This is a genomic window from Klebsiella sp. BIGb0132, from assembly GCF_024810075.1.
Lineage (GTDB): Bacteria > Pseudomonadota > Gammaproteobacteria > Enterobacterales > Enterobacteriaceae > Klebsiella > Klebsiella terrigena.
This window is the reverse complement of the sequence record NZ_JANUDW010000002.1, coordinates 947,448-963,600: the sequence shown is the minus strand read 5'-3', so window position 1 is coordinate 963,600 and position 16,153 is coordinate 947,448. Positions and strand designations below refer to the sequence as shown.

The 16,153-nt window shown below is 61.9% G+C and carries 13 protein-coding genes; 7 read left to right on the top strand and 6 right to left on the bottom strand.

Annotation, left to right across the window (positions count from 1 at the left end):
- Positions 1-244: 244 nt before the first annotated feature.
- The 6 genes from M2416_RS11480 to M2416_RS11455 form a co-directional block, all read right to left on the bottom strand.
- Positions 245-904 carry an O-methyltransferase gene (locus M2416_RS11480; RefSeq protein WP_259223946.1) on the bottom strand — a complete coding sequence of 220 codons (660 nt, stop codon included), beginning with the start codon at positions 902-904 and terminating at the stop codon, positions 245-247.
- 15 nt (positions 905-919) lie between these two features.
- Positions 920-2,305: an efflux transporter outer membrane subunit gene (locus tag M2416_RS11475; RefSeq protein ID WP_259223944.1), complete on the bottom strand. Its 1,386-nt coding sequence runs from the start codon at positions 2,303-2,305 to the stop codon at positions 920-922.
- Entirely contained in the window at positions 2,302-3,387 is a 1,086-nt protein-coding gene (locus M2416_RS11470) for an HlyD family secretion protein (protein ID WP_115192911.1), read from the bottom strand. Before M2416_RS11470 ends, M2416_RS11475 begins: the two co-directional genes overlap by 4 nt.
- A gap of 28 nt (positions 3,388-3,415) precedes the next feature.
- Complete coding sequence (locus M2416_RS11465; RefSeq protein WP_041145283.1) at positions 3,416-5,068, bottom strand: MFS transporter; 1,653 nt, start codon at positions 5,066-5,068, stop codon at positions 3,416-3,418.
- On the bottom strand, positions 5,068-5,499 hold the full coding sequence (locus tag M2416_RS11460; protein ID WP_041145284.1) for a MarR family winged helix-turn-helix transcriptional regulator: 432 nt from the start codon (positions 5,497-5,499) through the stop codon (positions 5,068-5,070). The genes M2416_RS11465 and M2416_RS11460 overlap by 1 nt, the downstream gene beginning before the upstream one ends.
- Positions 5,500-5,763: 264 nt before the next feature.
- A complete protein-coding gene (locus tag M2416_RS11455; protein WP_259223940.1) occupies positions 5,764-7,038 on the bottom strand; it encodes a Glu/Leu/Phe/Val family dehydrogenase in 1,275 nt (424 codons plus the stop codon).
- Between the two features lie 527 nt (positions 7,039-7,565).
- Between M2416_RS11455 and M2416_RS11445 the strand changes: the two genes are divergently transcribed.
- From M2416_RS11445 to M2416_RS11415, 7 genes are all read left to right on the top strand, one after another.
- On the top strand, positions 7,566-8,771 hold the full coding sequence (locus M2416_RS11445) for a bifunctional succinylornithine transaminase/acetylornithine transaminase (protein WP_259223939.1): 1,206 nt from the start codon (positions 7,566-7,568) through the stop codon (positions 8,769-8,771).
- Between the two features lie 18 nt (positions 8,772-8,789).
- Entirely contained in the window at positions 8,790-9,812 is a 1,023-nt protein-coding gene (astA, locus tag M2416_RS11440) for an arginine N-succinyltransferase (RefSeq protein WP_166793774.1), read from the top strand.
- The gene (gene astD / locus M2416_RS11435; RefSeq protein ID WP_259223937.1) at positions 9,803-11,269 is read left to right on the top strand and encodes a succinylglutamate-semialdehyde dehydrogenase; all 1,467 of its coding nucleotides are present in this window, start codon (positions 9,803-9,805) and stop codon (positions 11,267-11,269) included. Before astA ends, astD begins: the two co-directional genes overlap by 10 nt.
- Positions 11,270-11,291: 22 nt before the next feature.
- Positions 11,292-12,632, top strand: coding sequence for an N-succinylarginine dihydrolase (gene astB, locus M2416_RS11430; protein WP_041145289.1), 1,341 nt, complete (start codon positions 11,292-11,294; stop codon positions 12,630-12,632).
- 10 nt (positions 12,633-12,642) lie between these two features.
- Positions 12,643-13,638, top strand: a complete 996-nt coding sequence (gene astE, locus M2416_RS11425; RefSeq protein ID WP_259224009.1) for a succinylglutamate desuccinylase — start codon at positions 12,643-12,645, stop codon at positions 13,636-13,638.
- A 10-nt stretch (positions 13,639-13,648) separates the two neighbouring features.
- Complete coding sequence (locus M2416_RS11420) at positions 13,649-15,085, top strand: amino acid permease (RefSeq protein ID WP_041145291.1); 1,437 nt, start codon at positions 13,649-13,651, stop codon at positions 15,083-15,085.
- A gap of 77 nt (positions 15,086-15,162) precedes the next feature.
- Positions 15,163-15,966: a YdcF family protein gene (locus M2416_RS11415; protein WP_259223934.1), complete on the top strand. Its 804-nt coding sequence runs from the start codon at positions 15,163-15,165 to the stop codon at positions 15,964-15,966.
- Positions 15,967-16,153: the final 187 nt, after the last annotated feature.

Here is a 16,153-nt window from a genome sequence, read left to right as displayed (position 1 = left end):
TAGCCAGACGGCGGAGACGAAGGTATCGCGCAGCGACGATTTTTCTTGCCGGGATGCCGGGTCCCCAGGGCCGGGCGAAACCGGCCCTGGGCCGTCCACCTATGCCGCAGTAAACAGAAGTATGCGGGACCAATGGTGAACGGAACATTCCACGGAATATGAACGGAACTTAAAAAGCAGCCTTCGCCCAAACCACCGTTTCACGGCGATCCATCAGCTAAGCCCGACCCGAACCGTACAAACGCTATCCGTTGACCCACGCCAGCGTAAACCCATCCCAGCCCTTGCTGCCCACCGTCTGCAGCGCCGTCACCGTCAGGCGCGGGTCGCTGCCCATCATCTCAATAAACCGCCGCACGCCCTGGACTCGCTCATCGGCGCTGTGCGGATTGGTCACTTCCCCATCCCGCACCACGTTATCGCCGATAATCAGCGTTCCCGAACGGGAGTAGCGCAGCGCCCACTGCAGATAGTGCGGGTTGTTGGGCTTATCGGCATCGATAAAAATCAGATCAAACGCGGGGCGATCGCCGAGGCTCTCAAGGGTCTCCAGCGCCGGACCTTCGCGCAGCACAACCCGATCGTCCACCCCCGCCAGCTGAAGATTCTGCCGCGCGATCTGCGCGTGGTGCGGGTCGGCTTCCAGGGTCAGCAGCTCGCCGTCCGGCGGCAGCTCGCGCGCCATCCAGATGGTGCTATAGCCGCCTAGCGTACCGATCTCCAGCACCCGCCGGGCGCGGGTGATGCGCACCAGCAGCGCCAGAAACTGGCCCTGATTGGCGGCAACGTCGTGGGCCGGAAGGCCGGCGAGCTGGTTATTCTCCAGCACCTGCTGCAAGAGCGGGTCGGACGGGATCAGCGATTCAACAAGATAACTATCTACAGCAGACCATTGTTGTTGCATGCACAATTTCCTGTATTACGTCCCTGATGAAACAGACCAGCCGCCTCCCAGCGCCCGATATAAATCAACCTGCGCCAGCAGCAGGTTATTTTTCACCTGTACGACGCTGGTTTGCGTCGAGAACAGGGTGCGCTGGGCGTCAAGAACGTCGAGATAAGAGGAGTAGCCGTTGCGATAGCGGTTTCCGGCTATCCGCAGCGTCTCCTGCGCCACCGCCTCCTGATCCTGCAGCTCCGTCAGCTGCTCGCCGTAGCGGGTGATGGCGTCCAGGCTATCGTTGACCTCACGAAACGCGCCGCGCACCGTTTTCTCATAGCCGTACAGCGCCTGGTTACGCTGGGCCATCGAGACGTCAACCTGGGCGTTCAGCGCCTGGCGGTTAAGCAGCGGGGCGAGAATACTTCCGCCGAGGCTCCACAGCCGCAGCGGGTTATCGAGCAGGTCGGGCAGCGTACGGTCCTGCATGCTGCCGGTGGCGGTTAAGTTGATCGATGGCAGCAGCTGGGCCTGAGAAGAGGCAAGGGTGGCATCGGCGGCGAGCAGCTGGCGCTGGGCCTGCACGATATCCGGTCGGCGGTTCAGCAGGCTGGAGGGCAGCTGCGACGGCAGCGCCAGCGGCGTCAAATGGGCAAAGTCCTGGCGGCTGATGGCCTGCGGATTGCTGCCGATCAGCACGCTAAGGGCGTTCTCCTGCTGGGCAATTTGATGCTCCAGCGGCGGGATCTGCGCCCGGGTAGATCGCAGCTCCGAATCGGCCTGCATCAGCTCGAGGCGCGAGGTGTAGCCGGTCTCAAACTGGCGCTTAGCCATGTTGTAGGCGTCCTCGCGGGATTTCAGCGTCTGCCGGGTGACCCGCAGCTGCTCATCCAGAGAGAGCAGCGTCAGGTAGCCGGCCGCCACCGAGGTGGCGACGGTCAGATCGGCTGCGGCTGCGGCGGCCTTCTGCGCCTCAAGAGTGGCCTCGGCGGCGTCGGCGGCGCTGCGGTTGGCTCCCCAGATATCGACGTCATAGCTGGCGGTCAGCCCGCCCTTATAGACCGTACTGTGGACGGGCAGGCCGGTGGCGGCTGACTGCGCGCGGGCGCGGCTGCCGGTCAACGAGGCGTCAAGCGACGGAAACAGGCTGCTGTCGGCGGCGTAGGCCCGCGCCTGATACTCATTCACCCGCTCGCGGGCGATCAGCACATCGCTGTTATAGCGCAGCGCCTGCTCCACGTACTGATTGAGCTGGCTGTCGTGAAAATTGCGCCACCACCAGCCCTCAAGCGCGCTGGCGGGGCCGATATCGGCGCGCCAGGCGGCGGGGATCTGCAGCGACGGCGCGGCAGGGGGCACGTCTGCCGACCGGCAGCCGGCCAGCGCGACGCCGAGCGCCAGCGCAAGGGAGAGCCGGCGCATCATGGCTTCTCTCCCTCACGGGTATCGATGGTGACCTGCACCGACATGCCGGGGCGCAGATGCTGGCTATTTTTCTGCCCCTCATCAACCGCGATGCGCACCGGAATGCGCTGGGCAATTTTGACGAAGTTGCCGGTGGCGTTGTCCGGTGAAATGGCGCTGAACTCAACCCCGGTGGCCGGGGAGATGCTCTGGACGACGCCGCTGAACTTCTCGCCGCTGAGCGCATCGACGCTAAAGGTGGCGGCCTGGCCAATGCGAATGTGCGCCAGCTGGGTCTCTTTCATATTGGCGATCACCCAGTGCTGCGGCGGCACCAGCGACGTCAGGTGGGTACCGGCGCTGACGTAGGCGCCGAGCCGGACGGAAATTTGCCCCAGCTGTCCGTCGGTTGGCGCAACGATCCGCGTGTTCTGCAGATCGATATCCGCCAGCTCCAGCGCGGCCCTGGCGCTGGCAACGTCGGCCTCCAGGGCGTCGCGGTTGACGATGGTGGATTGCAGATCCTGACGCGACATTTCCAGCGTGGCTTTCGCCTGCTCAATATCGGCGGCGCCCTGCGCGGCGCTGGCCCTTGCCGAGTCGCGCTCGCGAATCGACAGCGAGCCGTCGGCGGTCAAATCCTGCACGCGCTTTAAATCGGCCTGGGTTTTCTGATTCTGCGCGCGGGCGTTTTGCAGCGCGGCCTCGTTGCGGGCGATGACCGCCTGGGCGCTTCTGCGCTGCTGCTGGTTATTTTTCAGCGCCGACTCCTTCATCGCCAGGGTGGCCTGCGCCTGATGGACGCGCTGCTTGTAGATCCGGTCGTCAATCTGGAACAGCGTCTGCCCGGGCTTAACCTGGGCAAAATCCTGAACGTTGACGGCGGTAATATAGCCGCTGACCTGCGGGCTGATAAAGGTGGTCTGCCCGCGCACGTAGGCGTTATCGGTAAACTGGCTGTGGCGGGTAAACGGCGGCAGCTGCCACGCGTATAAAATCACCAGCACTCCAACGAGGCCAATGGCGGCGGCGGTAAAAATAGAGACCACGCGAATATTATTGCGGGTATTGGCCTGTTGCCTGGCGGCATCCTGCTGACTCATAACGACTCCAGAGTAAAAATTATCTTTGTTATTTGTTTCCCGTCGCGCGTTTAAGCGCAATGCGAGCGGTAATACGCAGCCTTATCAGGCGCCAGAACACCCAGATCAGCGTGCCGGCGGAAATCATCGCCGTCAGCAGATAGGTGTCATTGTAGGCAAGAATATTGGCCTGCAGCGTTGAGGCGTTCTGCAAGAGCGTGCTGGCCTGAACGTTCAGCAGCGTGCTGTCGCCAATCTGGCTTTGATACATCTGGCTGTATTGCTGAAGACGCTCGGCAATCAGCGGATTCAGGGTGGTTATCTGGTCGGCGAGCTGGCTGGAGTGAAACTTTTCCCGCCAGGTCTGAAAGGTGCCGAGGATCGCCGACCCCAGCAGGCCGCCGATATTCTGGCTCATACCAAACAGCACCGAAAAGCTCACCAGGTTGCGCTGGTCGGCAATGACCCCGCCGATCCCGGCCAGCATCGCCGGCGCCAGGAAGAAGGCGCTGCCGAAGCCGAGCAGGAACTGGCTGAACATCAGCTGCTCGGGACGCGTCAGGATGGTCGACTGGCTGTCGAGCAGCGAGGCTACCATGATCAGCGCCAGCGCGGTGGCGGTGGGCCAGTAGAGCCGCTGCGGGTTCAGCGTCAGGCAGCTGGCGATAATTCCGCAGAGGATCCCGGCGAAAATCGACCACGCCAGCTGGGTCATCTGCTCGTTCTGGAGCCCGACGTACTGCAGCCAGCCGATAACTCCGGTGTTCTGCTCCGCCAGCACGATCCGCATCAGCAGCATAATTAACCCCAGGCGCAGGATACTGCCGCTGGAGAGCCAGTGGGTGTTGAGCAGCGGGTTGCTGCGGTTGTGCTCGAAGGCGATGGCCGACACAATCAGCACCACCGCGCCCGCCAGCGCCCAGCCGATCCACGGGGCCTCAAACCACCAGTCAAGACGGCCCAGCGAGAGGACGGCGCAGACCAGCGCCATGCCTGGGGCCAGCAGAATAAAGGTAATGAAGTCCTTTTTCTCGAACACCTTCTTGCGATCGCTGGGAGGCAGCTTGAGCACCATCACGCAGGCGAGTGAGACCAGCGCCAGCCCCAGTTCAAAAAAGTAGAGGCCGCGCCATTCGTCAAGCTGCAGCAGCTCCGTGGAGAAGAGGCGGGCGAGGGGAATCGCCAGCGATGAGCCGGTTATCCCGATGGTCAGCGCCTTCAGGCGGTGGCGGGCGGGCCACGCCTGCACCTGATAATAAATGCCCAGCGAACTGAGCGCCGCCGCCACCATGCCGTGCGCGGCGCGAACCATCATGGCCGAGCTGAGATCGTTGACGAAGAGGTGGAAAAAGGTCACCAGCACGTACAGCACCAGGAAGCCTTCGGTGAAGGCGCGCAGGCCGAACTGCTGGCGAAATTTTACCAGCAGCAGGTTGATCGAGACGTTGGTCATAACGTAGACCGCAGGCAGCCAGGCGATCTCCGTCGACCAGGCGGCGAAGGTTCCCTGCAGGTTCTGCAGGTTGGCGGTGACCACCGCATTGCCCAGCGCGCCGGTCAGGCAGACCAGCAGCCCGACGATGCCGTAGGCGATACGCTTTGGCGTAGAGTGAATCGGCGTCGACGGCGAACCGAGGATCGCCGGCTTCTCATGCGGCGCCCAGTCATGGGGCACGTAGGGGTTTTCAGGACGGCGAGGCATTACTTTTTCTCCACCTCGCGCAGCAGCTTTTCCAGCACCAGGTGGGTTTGCTGTCGCTCTTCGGGGCTAATGGCGCTTAAGATCTCTTCGCGTAAATCATCGGCCACCGTTTTGACCTGCAGATAGAGTTCAAGGCCTTTGTCGGTGGCAACCAGCAGGCGCTTGCGCCGGTCGCTGTCGGTTTTTACGCGCTCCACCAGCGCCAGCTCCACCAGCCGGTTGATCAGCGGGACGATGGTGGCGCTCTCTACGCCCAGCTCCTGGGCCAGCTCGCTTTGCGACAGCGGCTGCTCGTTGCGGGCAATCGCCGAGACCGCGACCCAGCTGGCCTGGCTCATGCCGAGGTCCTTGAGCCGGCGGTTGACCGCCAGCCGCCAGTGATGGGCGGTGAGGTAGAGTAAATGGGAAAAGGTGAGCTGTCGGTTATCCATAATCTTCCGCAAAGTCATTAGAGCTCTAATGAGTTTATGCCCGACGGATTGGCGAATTCAAGGTGAAATAGAAAAATTGTTAATGGTCTGTACGTAAAATGTACGGGGCGGCGGTGGGAGTTGGATGCTGAAACGGTACCGCGCAGCGGCCATTTTCAGCGCAATGCCGGGGGCACGGGGAGGCGCGAAACGTCCCGTGCCGTTCACCCGTGAAAAAAAAGCCCGGACCAGGGCCCGGGCTGTCTTGGCGATCGTCGTTGAGCCTTAGCCCGGATAGATCCCGCGATCTTTGCGCGCCATCAGAATACGCTCACAGGCAACGATGTAGGCCGCGGTACGCAGAGAACACTCCTTCTCGGAGGCTTTCTCGCAGACGTGGACGATCGCATCGGTCATGATGCGGTCCATTTTGGCGTTGATCTCCTCTTCGCTCCAGAAGAAGCTCGCCATATCCTGCACCCACTCGAAGTAGCTGACGGTCACGCCGCCGGCGTTACAGATAACGTCCGGCACCACGATCACGCCGCGCTCGGCCAGCACGTCATCGGCCTCAGGGTAGGTCGGGCCGTTCGCGCCTTCCAACACCAGCTTGCAGCTGATTTTTTCCGCGCGCTCGCGGGTGATCTGACCCTCCAGCGCCGCCGGGATCAGAATATCCATCGGCGTGGTCCAGAAGGCTTCTTTCTCAATTTCGCGGGCGCCAGGGAAGCCGGCAATCTGCTTCTTCTCCGCCTGCCATGCGGTCAGGGCGGCCATATCAATCCCGCCCTCGTTGAACAGCGTCGCGGTGTGGTCCTGAATCACCACCACCCGAGCGCCAACTTCGGAGAACAGGCGGGCCGCTTCGCTACCCACGTTACCAAAGCCCTGCAGCGCAACTTTCGCGCCCTCAATTTCAATTCCGAAGCGGCCAGCCACTTCGCGACCGGTGATAAACACGCCGCGGCCGGTGGCCTTTTCGCGACCGAGAGAACCGCCGAGGTGGATTGGCTTACCGGTAACCACGCCGGTGATGGTGGTGCCGTGATTCATGGAGTAGGTATCCATCATCCACGCCATCACTTTGCCGTTGGTGCCGACGTCCGGCGCCGGGATATCCTTTTGCGGTCCGATGATGAGGCCGATTTCACTGGTGTAGCGGCGGGTCAGACGCTCCAACTCGCCTTCCGACAGGCTGAACGGGTCAACGCGAACGCCGCCTTTCGCACCGCCGTAAGGAATATTGACCGCCGCGCACTTAATGGTCATCCAGGCAGAAAGCGCCATCACCTCGTTGAGGTCAACGTCCGGATGGTAGCGAACACCACCTTTACCCGGGCCACGCGAAAGATTGTGCTGTACGCGATAGCCTTCAAAATGGCGGATGGTGCCGTCATCCATCTGCACCGGGATATCGACGATCAGCGCGCGCTTCGGGTGACGCAGAGTTTCCACCCAGTAGGCAAGGTCGCCCAGATAAGGCGCTACGCGGTCGATCTGGCGCAGATAGGTGGTCCATGGAGATGCACTACTTTCAGATGCGTAAGATAACTTTTCCATAAGAGTCCTGTTCTCAATGTTATTTATATCGTGTGAAACCGTGGAATAGGTACAGCAGTAAACTCTGTGTGAAGAATAATATCACCAATTTTATAAAGCAGTATTTGACGGCCATGGCGAATTTTAAATTTTTGTTAGAAATTTTATTTTTTGAGTGAATAACTAAGCACTGAAAAGCCCCCTCATGCAGTGCATTAATATGCGAATTTTATGCAAATTAGTGAATATAAAAATTAATTATCCATATTTTTCATTATCTTGATGATCTTCAAAAAGTGAATAAATGCCGTTATGCCGTATTGACTTTACGGCACAACAGGCCCCAGCATGAGAGCACGCAATACACAAGGTGTTAACCGTGACTTAACAATTACCCCTGCGTTGATAAGGACTTTATTTCCTGCGCTGAATTTCACCGCCGCGCAACGGATTCGCTCGCAATAAAAACGGCGGCCGGCAATTGTTAATTTCAAATATCCACAACTGACAAATTTAATTATTGACAACCATTGTTCCGGAGAAGTGTTATGTCAGGCAGTATTACTCGTGAAGATTTTGATTCTTATATGGTTCCCTGCTTCGCTCCGGCCCCGTTTATTCCGCTGAAAGCGGCGGGTTCGAGAGTATGGGATCGGCAGGGTAAAGAGTATATCGACCTGGCGGGCGGTATCGCCGTTAACGCTCTTGGGCACTGCAACCCGGCGCTGGTGGAGGCGCTAAAGGCGCAGCTCGACAGCCTGTGGCATATCGGCAACGGCTATACCAACGAGCCGGTGCTGCAGCTGGCTAAAACGCTGGTTAACGCCACCTTTGCCGATAAGGTTTTCTTCTGCAACTCCGGGGCGGAGGCCAACGAAGCGGCGCTGAAGCTGGCGCGCAAATATGCGCACGACAAGTTCGGCGCCGATAAAAGCGAAATCATTGCCTTCAACAACGCCTTCCACGGCCGCACGCTGTTTACCGTATCCGTCGGGGGACAGCCGAAGTACTCCTGCGATTACGCGCCGCTGCCGCCGGATATTACCCATCTGCCGTATAACGATATCGCGGCGCTCACCGCCGCCATCTCAGCGCGCACCTGCGCGGTTATCGTTGAGCCGATCATCGGCGAAGGCGGGGTGGTTCCCGCCGACCCGGCGTTTCTCAGCACGCTGCGCGAGCTGTGCGATCGGCATGACGTCACGCTGATTTTTGACGAAGTGCAGACCGGCGCCGGACGGACCGGCGCGCTCTACGCCTATCAGCACTACAACGTGGTGCCGGACATCCTCACCAGCGCCAAGGGGCTGGGCGGCGGCTTCCCGATTGGCGCCATGCTGGTGAAAGAGGCGTGGGCGCAGGTTTTCCAGCCGGGAACCCACGGCACCACCTTCGGCGGTAATCCGCTGGCGGCGACGGCGGCCAACGGCGTTCTGGCACAGCTCGATGATGCCCTGCTGGCCGGGGTTGGCGAGCGCCACGACGCGATCGTCGCGGGGCTGAATGCGCTGAACGCGAAGTACGATCTCTTCAGCGCGGTGCGCGGCGTCGGGCTGCTGATTGGCGCCGAGCTGGCGAGCCGCCTGCGCGGGCAGGCCAAAGCGCTGACCAACCTCGCGGCGCAGGAGGGGCTGATTGCCCTGATTGCCGGACCCGACGTCCTGCGCTTTGCCCCGGCGCTCAATATTCCGCTGGCGGACATTGAGGAAGCCTTCGCGCGCCTCGATCGTGCCGTCGCCCGCCTGACGCGCTAATACGGGAGACGGTTTATGATGCTATTTCGTCCCGTCAGGGAAAACGATCTCGACGACATCATCCGCCTCGCCTCACGGGCGGGGGTTGGCATGACGTCGCTCCCCAACGATCCCGCGCGGCTGGCCGCGCGGATCCAGCGCAGCGTTGACACCTTTGCCGGCAGGCTCCCTCGCGGGCAGCAGGGCTTCCTGTTTGTGCTGGAGGATACCGACCTGTCGCGGGCGGTAGGCGTCAGCGCCATTGAGGTGGCGGTAGGGCTCGACGAACCCTTTTACAATTTCCGCCTGCAGCGCACGGTTCGCGCCTCGAAGGAGCTGGGGGTCTATAAAAATCAGGAGCTGCTGAACCTGAGCTACGACCACACCGGCCACAGCGAGCTCTGCACCCTGTTTCTCGACCCGGAGTATCAAAAAAACCGCAACGGCCTGTTCCTCTCCAAAGCGCGGTTTTTATTTATCGCCGCCTTCCGGGAGCTGTTTTCGCCGCATCTGTTCGCCGAGCTGCGCGGGCGCAGCGATGAGCAGGGCAATTCACCGTTCTGGGATGCGCTGGGCCACCACTTCTTCGATATTCCGTTTGCCGACGCCGACCGGCTGACCGGCACCGGCATGAAAACCTTTATTGCCGAGCTGATGCCGGCGTATCCGATTTACGTCTCGCTGCTGCCGGAAAACGCCCGCCAGGCGATTGGCGAGGTGCATGCCAATACCTCACCGGCGCGGGCGATCCTCGAAAAAGAGGGCTTCAGCTGGCGCGGGTCGGTCGACATTTTTGACGCCGGCCCGGTGCTTGAAGCGCAAACCGACAGCATCAGAGCGATCGGCGAGAGCCAGTTTATCCCGGCCATGCACGTCATGGCGCAGCGGGCGGCGCCGATCATCGTCGCCAATAACCAGTTTGAACGCTTCCGCGCGGTGCTGCTGACCCCGGAAGAGAATCACCAATGCGAACACGCCGCGCTGGACGCCCTCGAGGTTAGCGAGACTGACCGGGTTCATGCGGTAACACTCAATCCGGAGAGCAGAACATCATGGCGATAAACGCACATTTTATAGCGGGACAGTGGCGGCAGGGCTCGGGCGCGCCGTTAACCAAGCTGGCGCCGGAAAACCAGGCGCCGCTGTGGCAGGCAGCCAGCGCGGGAGCGGCGGAGGTGCAGGCCGCCTGCGCGGCGGCGCGCGGCGCTTTTTATGCGTGGTCTCATCTTGCGCTGGCGGAGCGTATTGCCTGCGTGCAGCGCTTTGCCGCGCTGCTGGATGCGCATAAAGAGGCGCTGGCGGAGATGATTTCTCGCGAAACCAGCAAGCCGCTGTGGGAAACCCGCACCGAAGTGCAGGCGATGATCGGTAAAGCGGCGATCTCCATCGACGCCTACGCCGAGCGTACCGGCGATCGCGAATCGGCGATGCCGGACGGCAAAGCGCTGCTGCGCCACAGGCCGCACGGGGTGATGGCGGTCTTCGGCCCCTACAACTTCCCCGGCCATTTGCCGAACGGTCATATTATTCCGGCGCTGATTGCCGGCAACACGGTGGTCTTTAAGCCCAGCGAGCTGACCCCGGCAACCGCCGAGCTGACCGTTCAGCTGTGGCAGCAGGCGGGGATCCCGGCAGGGGTTATCAACCTGATTCAGGGCGGCAAAGAGACCGGCCAGGCGCTGCTGGAAAACCGTGATATCGACGGGGTGCTGTTTACCGGCAGCGCCTCCGTCGGCACCCACTTCCACCGCTATCTCGGCGGCCAACCGGAGAAGATGCTGGCGCTGGAGATGGGCGGCAACAACGCGCTGATCGTCGCCGACGCGGCCGATATCGACGCGGCGCTGCACGTGATTATCCAGTCGGCGTTTATTTCCGCCGGACAGCGCTGCACCTGCGCCCGGCGGCTGCTGGTCAGACACGGGGAGCAGGGCGACGCGCTGCTGCAGCGGCTGGTTGCCGCCAGCGCCAGTATTCGCGCCGGCCGCTGGGATGCCGAACCGCAGCCGTTTATGGGCGGCGTTATCTCGCTGCAGGCGGCGCAGGCAATGCTGGCGGCGCAGGACAAGCTGGAACGCCTCGGCGGCAAGGTGCTGCTGCGCATGACCCAGCCGGACCCGAACTCCACGCTGCTCACGCCGGGGATTATCGACGTCACCGGGATCGAGGTGCCCGACGAAGAGTATTTTGGCCCGCTGCTGACGGTGGCGCGCTATGAGCAGTTTGATGAGGCGATCCGCATGGCGAACAACACCCGCTACGGGCTGGCGGCGGGGCTGATTTCTGCCGACCCGGCGCTGTTCGCCAGGTTCAGCGACGAAGCGCGCGCCGGGATCGTCAACTGGAACAAGCCGCTGACCGGCGCCTCGAGCAAAGCGCCGTTTGGCGGCGTGGGCGCCTCCGGCAACCACCGGGCGTCGGCCTGGTACGCGGCGGACTACTGCGCCTGGCCGATGGCCTCGCTGATTAGCGAAACGCTGACGCTGCCGGCGGCAACGTCGCCCGGCCTGCCATTCTGACAACGGATTCTGTGAGGACACTATGTCTGGTTTTGAAGCTAATTTTGACGGCCTGGTTGGGCCAACGCACCACTACGCCGGGCTGTCGGTCGGTAACGAAGCCTCGCAAAATAACCGCGACGGCGTATCCAACCCGAAGAAGGCGGCGCTGCAGGGCTTATGCAAAATGAAGGCCCTCGCCGACAGGGGCTTTATTCAGGGGATTTTACCGCCGCAGCCGCGGCCGAATATCGCCGCCCTGCGCGGTCTGGGCTTTTACGGCAGCGATGAGCAGGTGATTACCCGCGCCGCCGCCGACGCGCCGCATCTGCTCTCGGCCTTTAGCTCCGCGTCATCGATGTGGACCGCCAACGCGGCAACGGTATCGCCATCCGCCGACAGCGCCGACGGCAGGCTGCACTTTACGGTCGCCAACCTGACCAATAAGCTGCACCGCTCCCAGGAAGCGCCCACCACCGCGGCGATTCTGCGCGCGACTTTTGCCGACGAAAATTATTTCGTCCATCACCATGCCCTCGCTCAGCACGGCGATCTGGGCGATGAAGGGGCGGCAAACCACAACCGCTTCTGCTACGACTACGGCCGTCAGGGGCTGCAGCTGTTTGTCTACGGCAGGCGCGCCAGCGGCGGCGTGGCCCCGCAAAAATATCCGGCGCGCCAGACCCTCGAGGCGAGCCAGGCGGTGGCGAGGCTGCATCGGCTGAACCCGGAATATACCGTCTTTGCCCAGCAGGACCCGGCGGCCATTGACGGCGGCGTGTTCCATAACGACGTCATTGCGGTGAGCAATCGCCACGTGCTGTTCCATCATCAGCAGGCCTTTGTGCAGCAGCAGGCGCTGCTGGAGACCCTGCGGGAAAAAGCGGCCCGCCTGGATATTCCGTTTGTCAGCGTCGAGGTTCCGCAGGCGCAGGTGGGGCTCAACGACGCCGTCGCCTCGTACCTGTTCAACAGCCAGCTGCTGAGCAAGCCGGACGGCAAAATGCTGATCGTGGTGCCGGAAGAGTGCCGCCAGCGGGAGAACGTCTGGCACTACCTGAGCGGGCTGGTGAGCGACAGCGCCTCGCCGATCGACGAGCTGGCGGTATTCGATCTGCGCGAAAGCATGCGCAACGGCGGCGGCCCGGCCTGCCTGCGCCTGCGGGTGGTACTGAACCACGCCGAGCTGGCGGCGGTGAATCCGCACAGCCTGATGGACGACGCGCGCTATCTGCAGCTCACGCAGTGGGTTGAGAAGCACTACCGCGATCGCCTCCACGCCCGCGACCTGGCCGACCCGCAGCTCCTGAACGAGGTCTATCGGGCCCTTGATGAACTGACGCAGATTTTGCGCCTGGGCTGCATCTATGACTTCCAGCGCTAAGGGGCCGGGAATGGACGACAAGGTGAATGATTTGCTGCACTGCCGGCTGACAGAGTGGGCGTTCCCCGCAGAAATCGAGGCGCGCTGGCTGGCGGACGGCGTGCTGCAGCTGCTGCCGCAGAAGCCGTGGCGGCAGGCGACGATCGTTTCGGCCGGGATCCATGGCAACGAAACCGCGCCGATAGAGCTGCTGCTGGAGGTTGTGCACGCGCTGAGCCAGGGCCGGCAGCCGCTGTCGCAGGCGCTGCTGATCGTCTTCGGCAACCTGCCGGCGATCCGCGCCTCCCGCCGCTATTTGCATAACGATCTCAACCGCCTGTTCGGCGGGCGTCATCTGCGCGCGGCGCCGGGCAACGAGTCCCGGCGTGCGGCGGAGCTGGAGGCGGCGACCCTGGCGTTCTATACGGCGGCCGACGCGCACGGCCCCGTCGCCAGAGCGCATCTCGATCTGCATACCGCCATCCGCGGCTCGCGCTACCGCCAGTTTGCGCTTCTGCCCGCGCGGGAGGGGGAGTACAGCGCCGAGTTCTATCGGCTGCTCGCCGCCAGCGGCATGGACGCGGTGGTGCGGCATACCGAACCCGGCGGGACCTTTACCCACTTTACCGGCGAGGCGTTTGCCGCCGAAAGCGCGACCCTCGAGCTGGGCAAGGTGATGCCCTTTGGTGAGAACGATCTGAGCCTGTTTGCCGCCGCTGAGGCGGCGCTGCGGGCGACAATCGGCGGCGGGGCGCTGCCGTCGCGCCTTAAGGAGCCGATGCACCATTTTGTGGTTCAGGAGAGCATCATCAAGGGTGACGATCGCTTCACGTTGCACCTCGATCCTAAAATCGAAAACTTCACCGCGCTTGCCGCCGGGCAGGTCATTGCCCGCCAGGCGGAGAAGACGTGGGTTATCGATGCCCAGGCTCCCTATATCCTGTTTCCGAATGCGGGAGTGGCTCGCGGGCAACGCGCCGGTTTGCTGCTGAAGTCTGCCGCGCCATGCCTTTCTTTGCCTTTCTGAAGGAATCGACATGACTCAACATCAACGCGAGGGGCAGGAGCATCCTGCCATCGACGGGGAGTGCCCGTCGCAGCTCAAACGCGGCCTTGGTGCCCGGCACATTCAGATGATTGCGCTGGGCGGCGCTATCGGTACCGGCCTGTTTATGGGGGCGGGACGAAATATTGCGGTGGCGGGGACCTCGATCCTGCTGATCTACCTGCTGGTGGGCTTTTTTACCTATATGGTAATGCGGGCGATGGGCGAAGTGCTGCTCACCCGCCTGGATTACCGCTCTTTCGCCGATTTCGTCGGCGATTATCTGGGGCCGCAGGCGAGCTTTTACCTCGGCTGGACCTACTGGCTGAGCTGGGTGGTGACCTGTATCGCCGACGTGGTGGTGTGCGGCAGCTATATGCAGTACTGGTTTCCCGAGATGTCGGCGTGGATGCCGGCGCTGAGCACCCTCGGCATTCTGTTCCTGTTTAATTTGCTGTCGGTGAAGATGTTTGGCGAGGCTGAATTCTGGTTTGCGCTGATCAAGGTGATTACGATTATCGCGCTGATTGTGACCGGCGCGTGGATGATTGCCATCGGCTGGACCTCGCCGGACGGCGTGAAGGCCTCGCTGCACCATATCACCGACCCGACGGTCTTTATGCCCCACGGCGTCACCGGGTTCCTGGCCGGCTTCCAGATAGCAATTTTCTCCTTCACCGGGATTGAGCTGCTCGGGACGATGACCGCCGAGACCCGCGATCCGCAGAAGATTTTACCTAAGGCGATCAACGCGCTGCCGCTGCGGATCATTATTTTTTATCTGCTGTCGATGGTGGTGATTATTGCCGTGGCCTCGTGGCCGGGCGTGTCGCCCGATGCCAGCCCGTTCGTGACCCTGTTTGCCAAAGCCGGCCTGCCCGCCGCCGCGGCGGTGATTAACTTTGTGGCCCTGACCTCGGCGATGTCGTCGGCCAACAGCGGGGTCTACTCCAGCACCCGCATGCTGTACGGCCTGTCGGTTGAGAAGCATGCTCACGGGCAGTTCCGCATCCTGTCGCGCCACACCCGCATTCCGGTGCGCAGCCTGCTGTTCTCCTGTTTCTGCATGCTCAGCGGCACGCTGCTGCTGTTCCTCGTGCCGAACGTGATGACCCTGTTCACCATCGTCTCGACGCTGGCGGCCATCATGGTGGTCTTCAGCTGGGGCATGATCCTCGTCGCCTATCTGGTGTATCGGCAAAAGCGCCCGGACCTGCATGAAAGCTCGACCTTTAAGATGCCGGCGGGCGTGGCGATGAGCTGGCTAAGCCTGCTGTTTTTTGCCTTCGCTATTTTTATCATGATCTTCGACCCCGATACCCTGAAGGCGCTGATCGCCACGCCGCTGTGGTTTATCGCGCTGTGGCTGTGCTGGAAGATAAAGCAGAAGCGAGAAGGGCAAACGCGGCTGGAGAAACTTAACGCCTGACGGGATACAATCGGCCTAATCGGCTGCGCGGCGATAAAGCGGGACGTTGTCGCCGCGCAAATTGAAAAGGAGAGAGTATGTCAGATAATTTCCCGGCGCTGTCCGCCGATACGCTGGCGGCAGCGAACCTCGTCGGCGCATGGCTGGCGCAGGACGATTTTTCCACCCTGGCGCAGAAGCCGCCGTTTGAGGTGGTGGTACTGGCGGGCAACGCGGTGATCACAACCATTGATGCCGCCTGCCGGCTGGCGGCCGAGGCCGAGGTTCCGCTGCTGATAAGCGGCGGAATTGGCCATTCAACGTCGTTTCTCTATGAGGCGGTACGCAACGACCCGCGCTATGGTTCGCTGCCGGTTGAGGGGCGCGCCGAGGCGCATATTCTTGCCGATATCGCCCATCAGCACTGGCACATACCGCGCGAGCGGATTGTCGCGGAAGCGCGCTCCACCAACTGCGGCGAGAACGCGCGCTTTAGCCGCGAGGTGCTTGAGGCCGAGGGGCTGGCGCACCGCGTCGGGGTGGTTATCCAGGACCCGACCATGCAGCGGCGCACGATGGCCACCTTCGCCCGCGTCTGGCAGGGAGAAGATCCGCTCCCGCGCTGGTACAGCTACCCGGGCTACGTGCCGCAGCTGCACAATACGGCGGAGAGCGGACTCGCGTTCAGCGGCGCGGCGCAGGGGCTGTGGCCGGTGGGGCGCTATCTGGCGCTACTCCTTGGCGAGCTGCCGCGCCTGCAGGACAGCCCCCAGGGATACGGCCCGCTGGGCAAAGATTTTATTGCCCACGTTGATACGCCTCCGCGGATTGTCAGCGCATGGCGCCAGCTGCGTGAAGATAGCCTCCTGACCCACGCTCTCGGGGATCGCACCTTAGGCTGATGATTTTTGCCCGTTTGCGCCGGATTTGCCGCAAACGGGCAGTTTGTGTTACCTGAATGTAACGTTTTCTCCGGGCTTCGGGCCCGATTCTATGAAGTAATTCACATAATCACGCGTATGCACTGCTCCTGCTGCCCGTTATGGATAGATTTTTAACAAATAAATCACTTGTTAAAAACAATAAATC